Below are 15,295 nucleotides of genomic sequence, written 5' to 3' on the forward strand. Positions count from 1 at the left end.
TAGGTAGGGCTGATTAAAGATGCAGCAGTTATGTATTGAGCACTCACTCAAGTACTAACCTATGTATCCTATGTATTGATCATGTGCTTGAGATACTGCCGGGCGCCCAATCCAGAAAGATGGTTTTGTTTGTCATTCACCATCAGCGCTAACTGTTGGCGATAGTCGAGGATTTTTGCTTGAAGCGTCTGGTCATGGGCCGCTAGCATCTGCACAGCAAGCAAACCCGCATTTTTAGCGTTGCCGATAGCTACCGTAGCTACTGGAATACCCCGAGGCATCTGGACAATAGAATAAAGTGAGTCTACCCCTGAGAGAGTGCTGGTTTTGACTGGAACACCAATAACGGGTAGCGGGCTGAGTGCGGCGACCATACCGGGCAGGTGTGCAGCTCCTCCCGCACCCGCGATAATCACCTTAAGGCCTCTGGTATGAGCTGCTTCAGCATAGGCAACCATCCGCTTGGGCGTGCGATGAGCTGAGACAATGGCAACCTCATGAGTAATACCAAAGTCTTCGCAAACGGCGATCGCGTCTATCATCGTCGGCAGATCCGAATCGCTGCCCATGATGATACCAACATCGACTGAGCCCTCATGTAAATCTGACTGCGTGTCTGGCTTAGCATTTGGCTGAGTGTCTGATTGGAAATTGGTCGGTGGCGCTGCCTGAGGAGTTGTCATAGCCCTAGGTGTCTTTCTACTTCTATAGTGGGTGGATATAGCCAGTATCATGCATTAGGACATCGGCTAGTCGAGTTGCCCGCTGCCATACAACGGTTTCAGCCAATGAACCTGTCCTAAGCAGCTCGGCAGATGTTAGAGTATTCAATCTAGTCAGCGCTTTTGTTTATGGCGGATAGTCGCGTTATTGTCAACGCTCGCCTGCCCCAACGATCAGGACTCCATCAGATCACAGTAGAGGCTAGGCGCATTAGCGCGATCGCCACCCAAGCAGATCGATTGCCTCCTACAGCAGACTCCACAGGCAGTGAAATAGATGTTCAAGGCGATTGGATCTCACCGGGCGCAATCGATCTACAGATCAACGGGGCCAAAGGACTTGCTTTTCCTGATCTGTGCATTGAGCAACTTGATCGATTACAGGATATCTGCGAACTGCTGTGGCAGCAAGGCGTCAGCGGATTTTGTCCAACCCTAGTTACCACGTCTCTGAAAAACTTTCACAGAAGTCTAAAGGCGATACAAGCTTTCCAGGACCATCAAAAGCAGCACTTATTGCCCAATAGCGCCACTGTTTTAGGGGCCCATTTAGAAGGCCCCTTCCTAAACCCAGCAAAGAAAGGGGCCCATCCTAGTGAACATCTACAGCCGCTTACATTAGAAAAACTTAAGCGCGTGGTAGATAAGTTCGCCCAAACTATTCGCATTATCACACTAGCGCCTGAAATAGGCACCGAAACAGACCTTATTCCCTGGCTAATAGAACAGAACATAACCGTTAGTTTGGGTCATTCACTAGCAACCGAAGAACAGGCAAACAAAGCTTTTAGCCAAGGGGCAACGATGGTAACCCATGCTTTCAACGCCATGCCAGGGCTTCACCATAGAGAACCAGGTTTATTAGGAGCAGCACTGACTAACCCCAGCGTCTTTTGCGGCTTCATTGCCGACGGTGAGCATATTAGCAAAACGATGCTTGATTTGTTGCTTCGAGCCGATCGAGCCAGCAGTTGGCAAAACAGCAACGATTCAGATAGGCAGAATCAAAGAACGACTACATTGTTCCTAGTAAGCGATGCGCTTTCTCCACTAGGTTTGCCAGACGGTGTGTATCCGTGGGATAGCCGTCAGATCGCAGTGGTCAATGGCACCGCGCGGCTATTAAATGGAACGCTTTCAGGAACCACGCTGCCGCTCATAGCGGGTGCTCAGAACCTGGTGCAGTGGGGGCTATGCAGCGTGGAAGAAGCAATTACGCTAGTCACCACCACTCCTCGACAAGCTATTCACCACCCTGGGATCCAAATACATCAGCCTGCCCAACTTCTTCGCTGGTCATATCGAAGCGATCAGCTTCGTTGGCAATGGCTGTTATAGATAGTAGCTGTTGGTAGCTGTCCACCTAGCGGCTGACCATCTAGTAACTGATCAGATCAATTAGTGGCAAACGCTATAGTGCAAAAACACTTCATCTGCCTTTACCTGGCAAGACTTAAGTACCAACTGCGGCGTACGAGGCAGCGTAAACCCTAATCCACCAACTGGAGTAGGTGCTGTTTTCCCCCCAATCAGCAATGGGCAAACAGTGAGATACAAATCGTCTATCAGCCCATCGCTGAGCAAAGAGGCAACCAGTTCACCCCCTCCCATAACCACCAAATTTTGAATAGCGGGGCGATCAGCCGCTGATGACAGAGCCGATTTTCCACAGAGCAAATCCTGCATAACAACGTGCCAGTTAAAGGGACGCTCAGTAATCAGAACATGTTCGAATGGCCGCTCAATATCTTTTCCTTTTCTGCCTTCGCGCCAGGACTGCATTCCTTCGAGCGTGGTAATTAGCCAACGAGGAACAGGCTGCTGAAAAAAAGGCCATCCGGGATCAAGGTTGCCAATAGCAGAGCAAACGATTTGAATAGGCTGATCGGGCTGCTGGCGCGATCGCCGATCTGCAATCAAAGTAGCATTCGTTACTGGTAGAGTTGTGCCATAAGCACGCAACGTTCCCGCTCCAAACAGCGTGGCATCAGCTTTCGCAATTTGCGCTTCTAAATGGGCCTTGTCTGCAACAGAAGGAAAACGAGCGGCTGCACGGCTAGCATCCGTGATTTTGCCATCCGCACTCATCGCAAGAACGACAGTAATTCGAGGACGATTGAAGCTACGAGCAAGTGGTGACTGCACAAAAAAAGGGCATATATTACAAAGTATAGGCAAGGCTGTGGTCTGTACGGGGTATCTAGGTTTTGCTCTACTAAGTCATATAGCTAAACCATAGATCTAATAAATCAAATAACCTACAGCCAACCTAGAGCAAGTTACTATTAGTTCTCGAAATATGAAAGTTGACCTATAAAATATTGGCCTATGAAAGTTCGGCTTGGGAAAGAGCCAGTCAAATACACCAGATATAGTTAACGTTCATAGTTAAATCTTTATCATCTTTGTATGAGCAGAGCACAACTTTAAAGCTTTACTAGTTGATCATACGGAATTGGTAGATAAACTAGTGAAAGCATTTTCTTTTGACTATGGCCATTCGTCGACGTTCTTTTCGGCACAATCTACTAGTCAAAATATTAGGATTTAGCCTACCCATTCTGTTCGTTGGTCAAGTAATTACCATCGGCAAAGCGCGTAGTAGCTTACTTATGAGCGCTCAGCAAAACTTGACTAGCAGTGCTATTCGTAAAGCAGAAGGACTCGAAACTGGTATCCAGGCTATAGATGCCAACATTGATTTACTAGCTCAGACAGAAGCCTTCCGCTCAAACGATCTAGAAGCAATACGAGCTACCTTAAACAAGGTAATTCAAGACACTACACCTTATGACATTAGCTGCGTAGAACTCAAGCCGCCTCAGTCAATGGCGGTAATCAATACATGCGATCGCACCATAGTCCCTGATGCCAAACAGGTCCCTTGGTTGCAGAGTGGTAGCGTTGAGATCTCAGATTTCTATGTATTTTCCCCTGGGGTAGAAGCAACCACTGGCTCTCAGTCGAATTCTGCTAAGACAATCTCAGAAGCGGCTTTAGAAGAAACGGTTTCGAATCCACTTTCTGAAGGCGAAGCGATCCTAGAAGACTCTACGCTCCTAGAAGAAACCTCCTCAGAAGAGATTCCAAAAGATAGAGCGCTCATCAAGTTTATTGTTGCTAGCCCTATCTATGGGAAAGACAACAGTTTGCGCTATACCCTAGCGATGGAAGTTGGATTGTTGCAATTGCAAGATACCACCCCACAATCGCTTGTCGGTGAGACGGTAGTCATCGATCAAAATCAAATCATTGTTACTCATCCTGATCCCGCACAGGTCGGTAAAAGCATCGCCGACTTAAGAGAAGCTGACAAGTTCAGCAGCATCATTGAGAACATTAGAGTAGGCAAAAGTGATTTCATCGAATCCGATTCTCTTTCTAGAGAGAACGAGAATTGGTTTGTCGCCTACAGTGGGTTTGATGTACCCGTTAGCCCAAAGCAAGATAGCGTGTGGACAGTCTTAGCGGTCACGCCTTCACGGCGTGCTCTGCATGGTCTTCGTGCGATTCGTCGAGTTCTTATAGTGTGGAATATAGGGCTTCTTATTGCCAGTATTTCAGTAGCGCTTATTGTCTCCAATAGTTTGTCTTTACCCATAGAGAAACTGACTCGCTACACACAAAACGTCAAAGATCTATCGCAGCTACAACCAGCACCGCGAAACTCACATATCTGGGAGCTAGACTATTTAGGCACCGTGATTGAGCGTATGTTGCGCGGCTTGGAAAAAAATTCAAATGATCTCCGAAAGGCTTGGCAAGATGCGCAGACAGCTAACCAGCTGAAAAATGAGTTTCTAGCAAACACCTCACATGAACTTAGAACACCTCTAAACGGCATCATCGGCTCTATCGGCATTCTTAAAGACGGACTGTGTGATTCAAAAGAAGAAGAAAGAGAGTTCTTGGATCAGGCTAACAAAGCCGCTATGCATCTGCTGTCAGTGATTGAAGATATCTTAAGTATTGCTAAGATCGAAGCTGGGACGCTGAAGATGAGCATCGCGCCAGTCGACTTACGTTCCGTATTACATGATGTGTTAGAAATGCAGGTGTTCCAGGCAAAACAAAAGGGCCTATTGATAGTAAGACCTGAGCTACTAGCACCGTTGATGGTTGAAGTTGATCACTTTCGGTTTAAACAAGTACTACTAAACGTAATTTCTAACGCAATTAAGTTTACAGATAAAGGAACAATCGACATTCAAATTACCACCGATGAGAGCACTCAAACAGCTCCCAAAAATTGCGATCACCTCTCCCATAGAACCTTAGTCAGTAACGCTGAACTCTGTATGCCGCCGAAACCTTGGGTCAAAATCATGATCAAAGATTCTGGTATTGGCATCGATCCACAGCATCTACCGAAGCTCTTCAAGCCTTTTGTGATGGTTGATGGTTCTCATACTCGTTCATACGAGGGGACCGGTCTAGGACTAGCGATCTCTCAGAACTTCATGCGACTGATGCAAGGTGATATCACACTATCTAGTGAAGGCATTGGGAGGGGGACTACTGTCACGATTGTAATACCGCGTTTGGTTCGAGAAGTTAATCTAGAAGAAATAGACAAGGTGCCGCAGACAATCGTCAGCGATAGAGATGTAGCAGAGGTATCAACGAGATGACCGCCAAGGCAATTACAGTGTTTCTCTGGTACAGTGCTTCTTTGGTGCAGTGCTTCTCTGAGGCATTGAAGGAACGCGATCTACTTAGTTTTTATCACATCAGGTTTTCAAGGTGGAAACTGTCCTTCAACCAAGGGACTGACACTAGTTCTCCAAAACGTTTAACAAAACGCTTTACCTAACAAAACGCCTCACCCAACAAGACTAGGAACGATCAGAGATAATCTCTTTTATCTTTTTAATCTGAGTATTATAGCTATCTGAATCAATAGCAGGATGGTCTGTACTTCCCTCTATGGGCTGATCTAGTGGCACCCATGAGCGGCAGCCACCATACAGTGCTGAGTTCCAGACAATCTCTACAGGCACCGATAGTTGGTAGGCCCGCAGCGCTAGGATATATAGGGGCTGCTTAGGTTTCCATTGCAAACGCTCTGTTGCTAACTGAGGTTGCCAGATATGAAAGTCACTCAGCGCAGAGACCTGATCGGCTGCGGTGGTTAGGAAAATATCAGTAATCTGAGCCCAAACCTTGAGTGTAATTTTCTCTGGGTGCCAGCCAGAAGCAACTGGCAGGACTGAGTTTTGATAGTTGAAGCCTTTGTAATCGGACTTTAGCAGTTCCGGCTTTTGATGCTCGAAAGTAGGAAAAAGAACCACTTGGTCGGACTGGGTACGAAAACGGCCCTGATCTTCTTTGATACCACCTTTTCGTAGCAAGATGACTTGAGTGCCCTGAGCGATCGCATCTACTGCTATTGACCATTCTTTCAAAGCTGTATTGATCAACATGCGAGCTTCCTATAGCGGGTGTGGACAGCGAAGACCTAGCGTAGGGGAAAACTGATAAAGCGTAATCATAAGAAAAGCACCCACAGCAAACGTGCCAACAGTGTTATTAGAAACTAAACTAACTGCCGCAATCGATCAACATTAGTTGCCGCAGCAACGCTCTATACCCAAACTATCTAGCAACAAGTCGCCAACCGCATTGGCTATAGCAAACTCACTGTAAAAACTTTTGGAGAAATCATACCCCTGCATCTCAGTCAAGATAGCTAGCACTAACGCATTCAAATTATTTTCGCCTTCCATACGCTGCCGAACAAACACCTGAGCTGCTCGAGAAGCAATATGTTCATTAATCGTTTCTGGCAAGAACTCTTTATCTAGCCATTGGTGCAAAGTCGTCTTGAGCCATTGCCCTTCCTTAAGCGCGTCTTCAGCCGGGGGAAGCTCAATAGACTCAATCGGTTCAGCAAAGTCAGAATCAGACATATCCAGCATACTTAAAGATCAATTCTGCTATCTGTTGGCGAGCTACTTGTGTTTAAAGGCTAGAGGCTCAGAGCCTGTAGTAGTGTAAAAAGGGACTATTACGTTACGTACCTTTACTTTTTTGAGTGCAACCGCTTCTTATGATGAAAAGGGTAACTACGCAGGGGGAAGCGTACATCTATAGAAAGCTATGGTCTATTCCGTTCCTCAAATTCTGCAATGCTATGCTCAAGGCTATTTTTTGATGGCTGAGGCTGATGGAAAAACGCTCAACTGGTATTCCAGCAATCAGCGAGCTATCATTCCGCTCGATCACCGCTTTCGCTACCCCAAGTCTCTACAGCGGGTTTTGAACCAAAAGCGCTTTACCCCTGCGATTAATCGCAGCTTTGAAGCGGTGATCGATGGCTGTGCTGATCGCGATACTACCTGGATCTCGCCTCAGCTGAAGAAAATATATATGCAGTTGCATAGAGCAGGATATGCTCACAGCTTTGAAACTTGGCAAGGAGACGAGCTAGCAGGGGGGTTCCTCGGCATCTGCCTTGGCGGCGTGTTTATTGGCGAGTCAATGTTTTACCGAATTCCTGAAGGCTCGAAAGCAGCGATGGTGATGCTAGTGAATCATTTGCGATCGCGTCAGTTCACTCTCTTCGATGTCCAGATTCTCAATCCGCATTTGGCTAGATTTGGTGCTTTTGAGATCGACAGAGCCGTCTACGAAGCCACCTTATACAACGCCATTCAACAGTCCTGCCAATTCGACTAGATCCGGTTTGGCCAAACGCTACCTAAGCAACCCTAGTGAGAACTATAGCTTCGGCCGCGTGGCCTTCACGAAGAGTATGCATCCGCCCATGGCTATAGGTGCTAGCTTTCTATCCGGGTGAGTAGCACCGGACAATTTGCATACACCCGAATATAGTCAGACAGAGACCCGCCCAGCAGCCGATCTAGATCCGGCAATCCCTTAGCAATTGTTGGACGCCGATCAGGTGAGCCCAAAACCAATAGATTGATATTTAGCTGATCGACTAGTTCACAGATACGTTCGCCAGGTTTACCCGCCGGAGCCAGACAGCGATACTTAATGCCCATACGCCGAACTTTGGAAACTGCCTCTGCAAGGACTGGATCATTTTCAGGGCGATCTTGAAGAACTTCTTCGAGCTTGCCACTGAGCTTAGAGATCGTATGGACTAGAATAATCTCGCTGCCTTCAATATCACGAGCAAAATCGATTGCCGCATCTAAACTGGCCTTCGCCGAGTCAGACTTATCAAGGGCAACTAGGATACGCCTGATTGACTTAATCGCATATAGATCATCTTTAACTAGCAGCATTGGCCGTGACGAGAGCTGAAAAACGTATTGGCTCACAGAATTACCGATAATGGCTTGCAGACCTTGCAGTCCTCTAGAACCCATAACAATTAGGTCAGCGTTAATCTCGTCAGCGACCTTCCCTACGACATCTTTAGGCTCACCTTCACGCAAAATGGCGTTTACCTCAGCGGGGTTAAGACCAAGGCTATTCACTGCCTCGGCTAGAATTTTGCCACCTTTCTCCCAGCGTTCAGTCATAACCGCTGAAGTGGACTGAGAAGGAACAACGTGAAGAATGGTAAGACGCGATCGCTTGATCCTAGGAATCTGCATCAGCACCTTCATCATCGCTCTGGTATTACCAATGCCTGAGTCAGCTAGCAAGATATTTTCGATCATAGGTTTAGCCTGGTCACTTCTAGCTCTGATTATCTCTACTTCCAGGAGATACTGACTCAAGTAGTAAACAACTATTGACGATTGAGATGTAATGGCAAAGATAGATAGTCCTAAATGGTTCGAGTATCCGATTAGAGTTCAGCCTCATCACACAGACTATGGCGGCGTAGTTTGGCATGGAGCATACATCACCTGGCTAGAATCAGCTCGTGTAGAGTGCCTACGCGCAGCAGATGTTCCCTTTGACCAGCTAGTAAGTTCAGGCTTTGACCTACCAGTAGTTGCACTAGAAGTTCGCTACCGACAACCGCTGACACTTGGAATGACCGCTATCGTCAGGACTCGACTAGCACCCGTAAAGGGGCTGCGATTGAACTGGCTATACGAGATTGTCACTGTCGACGCGAATGAGACTATTCAGGTATGTCTTACTGCTCAGGTGACCTTGGTTGCTGTGAGCGTACGCGATCGCAAAGTCATTCGCCAGCTACCAGCAGCCGTCAAAAAGATCATCGGCCAAATTTCTCAATATTTTAATGAGTAAGCGGAAGAAAGCGCAGGTTGTCAACTATAGACGCAGGTTATCAACCATATAAGAGGGGAAGTAGCGCAATACTCAGCAATCAGCTAAACGAAGTAGTTGCGCAGCGCATTTACTTCAAAGCGCTACATTCTCGCTGTGACGATAGCTACAAAACTCATCTCACTACTGTCGAAAACAGCAAAAACTTCATCACTATCATAAATTTACAACTCTTAGTATCCTAGAGTCTTTCTCCACAAGCTTTCCACAGGTTTTCCACAAGTCGATCGGAGGTTTTCCACAGGTGAGAATGAAACGAGGGGATCTCACTCCCAATTGTGGAATACGCCAACTAGGATATTTCTGTCTGCTATCACGAAGGCAGTGTAAACTTGTGTAACAAAAACCGCCCTGAAAGCCACTTGCCTGAATTCTTTAAAAATCTATTAAGTCTCTATCAGTAGTTCTATCTGTTGCTATTTCTAGATGGATGCTCCACAATTGATGAACACATTCGTTGATCGCTTCGTTCCACACAGCATCTTGTAAAACAGGAGCTAAGGCATAACAAAGCGTGACATTTTTGAGTCTAAATAAATCAGTGGTAAGGAGTTCGTCAGTGCAACAAACAGTCAGCTTATCAGTGGAAATTCCAGAAGATTTACACGCTTCAATTCAACAGTATTTAGATGTGCGTTCTAGTTGGAGTCAGGACCGTTTGTTCTGCGCAGCGCTTTCGCTATTCCTTATGCAAAATGGTGTGACTCATCGCCAGGTCAGTCGCATCTACCTAGACAGCCTCTTTGGTCAACAGCCAGGAAGCAACAAAGAAATGATTCGCTCAAATGCCTAGTATATCTAGCATATTATCTTGCACGTAGAGCTTCAGCTGAGCATCGCTGTCAATGGTTGAGCAGGTGATCGCTAGATAGCCAATTTCTATGAGTTTCTGATATAGCAAAGTAGGGGTGCATTCTTACTCTGCATGTAGACTTTGTGGCTAGAGTTGTCTGTTATCCTGTAACAATGTTAGCCGGTGAGTATGTCCTAACTTCTACGAAAGCTATGGATAGGTTAATCTATCTGTTCTAATTCATTCTTCTTATTTAATTACAATATTACTCTTCGCTAGATGAATAGAGAACAAGCCGTTAGCATACTATTGCTAAAGTATTAGCCTGAAAACATATCAACCGTCAGAACACACCAGTTCATAAGCGAATCTGTTTTCTCTTAGGGAGTCATCGGCTGTCGCTGACTTAGCTATCAATAGAATTAGTCTGTATTTGTTGATCTTAGGAAAGTGACTTACCAAGCTACAATTACCTATTTCCCAATTGCTTTGACTAGGCCAATTCCACCAAAGTAAAGAAAAAGCACTGCACCTCCTAGCAAACTTTGCGTTATCGGATCTGTCGAAGGAGTAAGGACTGCCCCTAGAATAGCTGCGCCTAGCAGTACATAGCGCCAGCCAGATAGCATCTGCTTGGAGTCAACAATTCCCAGCAGGCCCAGCAGTAGCTGAATCACTGGGATTTGGAATGCTAACCCCGTACTAAATAGCAGCAACAGCACAAACTCAAAGTATCGATCGATTGACCACATCTGCTCAACCACATCCGCACCGTAATTGATGAAGAAATTTAGAGCAGCCGGAACTAGGGCAATATAGGCAAATCCCAGCCCCGCAAAAAATAAGATGCTAGAACCTAGCACTACTGGACCAATCAATCGACGCTCTCGCCGAGTTAGTCCCGGCAACACAAACTGGATAATTTGGTAGAGGATAAACGGACTCGCAATCAAAATGCCACTGTAGCCTGCCACCTTAATCGAGACAAAGAAATACTCACCTGGCGATAGCTGCAGAAACTTTGCGCCTTGAGCCGGAATCTCTAGCAGTTCAACGATCTGCCGAACGCCAGCAAAGCAGCCGACAACACCCACTAGGATGGCAACCAGTGAATAGAGAATCCGCGTTCTAAGCTCATCAAGATGATCAAATAAAGACATCTCAACGTCATTCGGAATTTCGTCTAGAAAGGCTTCGTCCATAGATTTGTTCACTGGCTCGTCTAGCACTGAGAGGTTGGCAGAAGGTGCTGTCTCAAGGTCAGAAGGAGGCGTCATGAGAAGTACGAAGCTAACAAAGTCACTGGTGTCTATTGTATCGGTTGTACCGCTAGGTTGTAGTGGCTAAAGCTGCTTCTATCCAAGCGGTAACTAGCAAAGCGATACTTACTGCTAGATTCACTGCTGCACAGAGTAGTCTTTACCGGAGGGAACACCACCTGCACCCAAGGGTTCTGCTGGCTGACCATTTTGCGAAATCATGAGTCCACCAGGATTGCCTGAGAAAACATTAATACTATTTTGCGCCTCCCAAACCACGCGATCGCCCGGATTGAGCGTTCCTTCGAAGAGTCTTTCTCCTCCATCTGCGACAACTGTTGTCCAAGCAGGCGCGGTCACCTCCACTTCTAAGAACAGAGGCGCATCACTGATAGGTGGCTCTGGCTCTACAGCAGGTTCTGGGACAGGCTCTGGTTCTGGCAGTTCTGGCAAGGCAGATTCTGTAGGTATGGGTTCTACAGACTCGGCTGGTGCGGGGGAGTCGGCAACAGTAGGTGAGCGATCGCTCCCCAACACATTCGCCAAAATCACGATACCTGCTGTCAGCACTGCCACGATTGCCGCGCCAATCGCAAAGGGTTTCAAATTAGGGGTGTCACGACTACTAGCGTCCAAATTCAACGGCTGACTGCTGGTGTAGCTGATAGGAGAGGTAGTAAGCTGAGAGCTATTGGGCTTTCCCTTAGCTAGTGGTAAATCACTCACTAAAGGGGAGGGACTCTCTATAGATAGCTCGCTAGGGCGCTCATCAGATAGCTGATCTATAGGTGTCTCTGAATCTGTAGGTGTCTCTGAAGGAGGTACCTCTAGAGGTACTGCAGAATCAACTTCAGTAGATTGAGCGACAGGTAAGCTATCTGAGCCGTCATCGAGCGAACCGATTTCAACCGAACCAATTTCGACCGGCGTCGGCTCAGCGACATCATAAGTGCTTGGCTCAGAGTCAAGATCTAATTCTCTGGAGTCAAAAGTAGTGGGATCGTCAGCTGATAAATCATCAGCTAACTTTGGGTTTGGCAAAGGAGAAGAGTCAGAATCAGCCGTAGCCAAATCAGCTGTAGTCAAATTAGCCGTAGCTACTGTCTGTTGATCGGATAATTCCGTTTCTAGATCATCGTCATGCGCGACAAAAATCGGTACCTCGTCTGTAGTAGGCGATGCCAAACTAGGCGCAGTAGACTGACTGGCAAGATCAGGAGTTGCCTGACTAGAAGCTGAGTTTGGCGCAATACGAGTCAGCCGAGTAGTCGCACTATCTTCGGTCTTTGAGCTTCCAAACTTCGAATTCTGGGCAACTCTAGGGATAGAGGGAATAGAGTCAACGGTAAACTGCTGAGAGATTTCGATACCTTTTAGTCCAAGCGTCTCAGCATAGCGACGGATAAAGCCCTGGACAAAGATAGGTTCTGGGAGCAAGTCAGGATTGCCCGTCTCGATACCCGTCAGTAGCTGCGGCCTAATATAGGTACTAACGGCAATATCCTGCAAAGACTTTCCCTGTTGCTCACGATTCTCGCGCAAGAAAGCACCGATCTGCGCTAGTTGACTTTGTTGTGAGCCACTAAATTTAGTCACGATACTCCATGGAAACCAACGACTGCTGAGGACCCAGATGTATGTAGCATTGACTACGCCGTCTTGGGTAATCCTTCAGGTAGCTTAAACTAGATAGGTAAAGCTGCAATACCAAAAGAAACTCTAGCGCTAAAGAGGCAAAGTAGCGAGCGAATATGTCTACTCATTTGTATCAATCTGCGTAGTATCGCTGTATTGGCCTTCGTTAAATTTTAACGTATCGATGTTCGACCGGATGGGACGGAAGACTTTGAGGACGCTACTCTTAAAAGCGCTACGACGAAAGCGCTATAAAGCGGCAACTTTAGCAGCAATTTCGGGGTTGTAGATTCTTAGATAGTTCCAATAGCCACCGAAAACTGACTCTACATAGCCTTGAGTTTCAGGGTAGGGAATGATTTCGACAAACTCATCGGCATTAGCAAAATCTTTTTCAGCTACCCAGCTAGAAACCGCGCCGGGGCCTGCATTGTAGCTAGCCACTGCAAATAGAGAGTTGTCGGCGAACTGACGATGCGTGTAGTCGAGGTACCATGTACCAAATTTGACGTTATCTTTGGGGTCAAACAAGCGGTAGTCTGCCTGGTTAATCTGTTGGCTGATCCATTCGCCAGTAGCAGGCATAACCTGCATCAAGCCCACTGCACCTACAACCGATGTGATGTCAGGTTCAAATCTCGATTCTTGTCGAACCAAAGCAGTGACTAACAGCGGATTGAGATTGTTATCCTCAGCGCGACCTGATATCAGCTCAGAAAAAGGAAAAGGATAGATCGCCTGACTATAGGTTGAGGTCTGCTTAAGACGCTGATAGTCGGTAATTTCAGCAGGGCGATCGCGCCAGCCCAAACTAGAGACCATGAAAATGCCGTCCAGGTTATCTCCAATTCCTAATCGCAAAACGCCATCAGTAAATTGCTCAGCAACTGTTGGCATCTGTCTACTATCAAACTCACTCTGCCACTGACTCCATGCCGTTTGGTCATGCCCGAGTAAATACAGCTCTTGAAGCGCATCAGAGCCAGCGGGCAACTGCTGCCTTCGTCGGGGCAAAACAATCTTTGGACGCAAGGTACGCACCGTATCGAAATCGCCAACGTTCCAACCAAGATGCACAGCTGAGCGCCAAGCGTAGTAGGACTCTGGGTGATTGACAATCACGTTTTCGAAGGCCTTTCTCGCCTGGTCAACCTGATCCTGCTGAGAGTGCCATTTACCTAGCCAAAATCCTGCTTCGGCAGCTCGCTCACCGCTAGGAGCCGCGTCCACTAGCTGCTGCGCCCAGCTGATAGCGCCGGTAAGATTATTCGCCTTCGCATTTTCCTTAGCTCGCTTCAGACGGATCTGGGCCGCTGCCTTAGAGCCTGAATACTCAGATAAAATAGAATCCTGCGCTTGTTTAGCAACCTCAGCGCTGCCTAAGCTTTCCAATAAAGTAGCGCGATCGGCGATCGCCTCAGCCGCTTTATCAGGAAAACTATTAGAGAAGCGTCCAACCACTTCGTCCAAAGTCGCCAAAGCAGACTGCCCCTTCTGAAGTCCCGCTAGATTTAGCAGGCCATCAGCGGTTTCAGGCTCAGCTGGGAAAGCCTTGTCTAGCATTTGGTAAAGAACAATGGCTTCTTTATCTTTGTCACCGCGTTCTTTTCCGCGAGCAGCACGGTACAAATTGAGCGGCGTCCGGGGTGCTTTAGCGTAGGCATCTCCGGCTTCAGCATAGTTTTGCGTTTCCCAGTAACCAAAACCAATAGCTGCCCAGTCCTCGGCAGTGAGTTCGTCGTTATATTCGCTAGTCAGACGGGTTAGTGCAGCCGTATATTCAGGGTGCTGATGACCGTGGTAGGCAATTAGCTTGAGCAGGGAAAAGGTATCCGCAAGTGGGGAAGCGGCAGAGTTGGCTTTAGTCGCGGGAGTAGCCTGCTGCGCAGTGAGCTGATAGAAGGCTACTGCAGTGCTAAGAGGATGGGCTGGATACTGAGTGATCAAAGTGTTCCAGTAAGTCGAAGAGGGGCTGGTGGCAGGTTGACTATCATTGGTTTGATTGGCACTAGCTTGACTGGTACTGGTTTGATTGGCACTGGCTTGATTGGCACTGACTTGATCTATGCTAGGTTGGCCTAGTAGATAAAGCGCCTCAGCCGTAGCCGTGCTTTCAGGATACTTTTTAATTAGACGGGTCCAAGTGGCGATTGCACTCTCCTGGTCTCTCGTTGCCGCTTGTGCTTGAGCCTGCCTTAGCAGCACATAGGGGGCTAGCACCTGATAGCTTTTTTCTAGATTTCTTAAGAGTGGCAAAGCCTGATCCGCTTGCTGCTGATTGATCAGATCGGTAGCGAGCATATAGCGGGCGCGATCACGATCAATCCCCGCTGTGCCATTCGCCATTACCGACAAATCCACCGCTCTTTCTGCCGGCTGTAATAGGGCCAGATTCAGCGCTGAAGAAGTTTCCACCGAGTCGACCACTTGTAGCCCCTCGGCCTGATTAGTCTTTTGCTTCTCAAAGGCTGCCGTATTTAATAGTGCGACTACCAGGCCAATAGACAAAGTGCTAGTAGCAATCAAGGCCACTAGCAGCCATTTGCGCTTGAGTATTTTCAGCATATCTTCCAGAAATCAGGTAGTCAGCAAACAGGTCAATGAGCAGAGCAGCAAGAAAGAGGGCAGCAGGGGGTTTGGCTACAAAGTCCTTTTGCGGGCATCCTTGT

13 protein-coding genes are annotated in these 15,295 nt (G+C 47.3%); 5 read left to right on the forward strand and 8 right to left on the reverse strand.

The genetic code is table 11. The annotated features are described in order from the left end of the window. Window positions 1-68: 68 nt before the first annotated feature. Entirely contained in the window at window positions 69-569 is a 501-nt protein-coding gene (gene purE, locus S7335_RS18865) for a 5-(carboxyamino)imidazole ribonucleotide mutase (protein ID WP_038019090.1), read from the reverse strand. 282 nt (window positions 570-851) lie between these two features. Here purE and nagA point away from each other — a divergent pair, with 282 nt between their 5' ends. Continuing rightward, a complete protein-coding gene (nagA, locus tag S7335_RS18870; RefSeq protein ID WP_006457171.1) occupies window positions 852-2,060 on the forward strand; it encodes an N-acetylglucosamine-6-phosphate deacetylase in 1,209 nt (402 codons plus the stop codon). A 60-nt stretch (window positions 2,061-2,120) separates the two neighbouring features. Here nagA and S7335_RS18875 read toward each other — a convergent pair whose 3' ends face one another. Next, on the reverse strand, window positions 2,121-2,867 hold the full coding sequence (locus S7335_RS18875; protein WP_006456546.1) for a RibD family protein: 747 nt from the start codon (window positions 2,865-2,867) through the stop codon (window positions 2,121-2,123). 347 nt (window positions 2,868-3,214) lie between these two features. Between S7335_RS18875 and S7335_RS18880 the strand changes: the two genes are divergently transcribed. Further along, window positions 3,215-5,353 carry an ATP-binding protein gene (locus S7335_RS18880; protein ID WP_006453484.1) on the forward strand — a complete coding sequence of 713 codons (2,139 nt, stop codon included), beginning with the start codon at window positions 3,215-3,217 and terminating at the stop codon, window positions 5,351-5,353. Window positions 5,354-5,557: 204 nt separating this feature from the next. Here the strand turns inward: S7335_RS18880 and S7335_RS18885 are convergent, their stop codons facing one another. Together S7335_RS18885 and S7335_RS18890 are read right to left on the reverse strand one after the other, a co-directional pair. After that, a complete protein-coding gene (locus tag S7335_RS18885) occupies window positions 5,558-6,145 on the reverse strand; it encodes a DUF1802 family protein (protein ID WP_006453899.1) in 588 nt (195 codons plus the stop codon). A 141-nt stretch (window positions 6,146-6,286) separates the two neighbouring features. Further along, window positions 6,287-6,640 carry a hypothetical protein gene (locus S7335_RS18890; protein ID WP_006455743.1) on the reverse strand — a complete coding sequence of 118 codons (354 nt, stop codon included), beginning with the start codon at window positions 6,638-6,640 and terminating at the stop codon, window positions 6,287-6,289. A 181-nt stretch (window positions 6,641-6,821) separates the two neighbouring features. Between S7335_RS18890 and aat the strand changes: the two genes are divergently transcribed. After that, window positions 6,822-7,400, forward strand: a complete 579-nt coding sequence (gene aat, locus S7335_RS18895; RefSeq protein WP_006455311.1) for a leucyl/phenylalanyl-tRNA--protein transferase — start codon at window positions 6,822-6,824, stop codon at window positions 7,398-7,400. Window positions 7,401-7,501: 101 nt separating this feature from the next. On the opposite strand, the gene S7335_RS18900 is transcribed toward aat, so the two are convergent. Further along, on the reverse strand, window positions 7,502-8,356 hold the full coding sequence (locus S7335_RS18900; protein ID WP_006453520.1) for a universal stress protein: 855 nt from the start codon (window positions 8,354-8,356) through the stop codon (window positions 7,502-7,504). A 91-nt stretch (window positions 8,357-8,447) separates the two neighbouring features. Here S7335_RS18900 and S7335_RS18905 point away from each other — a divergent pair, with 91 nt between their 5' ends. Together S7335_RS18905 and S7335_RS18910 are read left to right on the forward strand one after the other, a co-directional pair. Continuing rightward, window positions 8,448-8,900 (forward strand): thioesterase family protein, encoded by a 453-nt coding sequence (locus S7335_RS18905; protein ID WP_006453502.1) that lies wholly within the window; start codon window positions 8,448-8,450, stop codon window positions 8,898-8,900. A gap of 598 nt (window positions 8,901-9,498) precedes the next feature. Next, window positions 9,499-9,732, forward strand: a complete 234-nt coding sequence (locus S7335_RS18910; RefSeq protein WP_006455336.1) for a DUF2811 domain-containing protein — start codon at window positions 9,499-9,501, stop codon at window positions 9,730-9,732. A gap of 473 nt (window positions 9,733-10,205) precedes the next feature. On the opposite strand, the gene tatC is transcribed toward S7335_RS18910, so the two are convergent. The 3 genes from tatC to S7335_RS18925 form a co-directional block, all read right to left on the reverse strand. After that, window positions 10,206-10,934: a twin-arginine translocase subunit TatC gene (gene tatC / locus S7335_RS18915; RefSeq protein ID WP_227500074.1), complete on the reverse strand. Its 729-nt coding sequence runs from the start codon at window positions 10,932-10,934 to the stop codon at window positions 10,206-10,208. A gap of 195 nt (window positions 10,935-11,129) precedes the next feature. Further along, complete coding sequence (locus S7335_RS26220; protein ID WP_006456277.1) at window positions 11,130-12,587, reverse strand: helix-turn-helix domain-containing protein; 1,458 nt, start codon at window positions 12,585-12,587, stop codon at window positions 11,130-11,132. 288 nt (window positions 12,588-12,875) lie between these two features. Further along, window positions 12,876-15,191 carry a transglycosylase SLT domain-containing protein gene (locus S7335_RS18925; RefSeq protein ID WP_006455255.1) on the reverse strand — a complete coding sequence of 772 codons (2,316 nt, stop codon included), beginning with the start codon at window positions 15,189-15,191 and terminating at the stop codon, window positions 12,876-12,878. Window positions 15,192-15,295 lie beyond the last annotated feature (104 nt).

Origin of the sequence: Synechococcus sp. PCC 7335 (genome assembly GCF_000155595.1) — a bacterium.
Classification (GTDB): Bacteria; Cyanobacteriota; Cyanobacteriia; order Phormidesmidales; family Phormidesmidaceae; genus Phormidesmis.

Excerpts from the sequence above, each read along its gene's own strand:
- S7335_RS18900 (WP_006453520.1), bottom strand. The coding sequence starts at position 8,356 with ATGATCGAAAATATCTTGCTAGCTGACTCAGGCATTGGTAATACCAGA.
- S7335_RS18890 (WP_006455743.1), bottom strand. The coding sequence starts at position 6,640 with ATGCTGGATATGTCTGATTCTGACTTTGCTGAACCGATTGAGTCTATT.
- S7335_RS18905 (WP_006453502.1), top strand. The coding sequence starts at position 8,448 with ATGGCAAAGATAGATAGTCCTAAATGGTTCGAGTATCCGATTAGAGTT.
- S7335_RS18885 (WP_006453899.1), bottom strand. The coding sequence starts at position 6,145 with ATGTTGATCAATACAGCTTTGAAAGAATGGTCAATAGCAGTAGATGCG.
- S7335_RS18925 (WP_006455255.1), bottom strand. The coding sequence starts at position 15,191 with ATGCTGAAAATACTCAAGCGCAAATGGCTGCTAGTGGCCTTGATTGCT.
- purE (WP_038019090.1), bottom strand. The coding sequence starts at position 569 with ATGGGCAGCGATTCGGATCTGCCGACGATGATAGACGCGATCGCCGTT.
- S7335_RS18880 (WP_006453484.1), top strand. The coding sequence starts at position 3,215 with ATGGCCATTCGTCGACGTTCTTTTCGGCACAATCTACTAGTCAAAATA.
- tatC (WP_227500074.1), bottom strand. The coding sequence starts at position 10,934 with ATGGACGAAGCCTTTCTAGACGAAATTCCGAATGACGTTGAGATGTCT.
- aat (WP_006455311.1), top strand. The coding sequence starts at position 6,822 with ATGGTCTATTCCGTTCCTCAAATTCTGCAATGCTATGCTCAAGGCTAT.
- nagA (WP_006457171.1), top strand. The coding sequence starts at position 852 with ATGGCGGATAGTCGCGTTATTGTCAACGCTCGCCTGCCCCAACGATCA.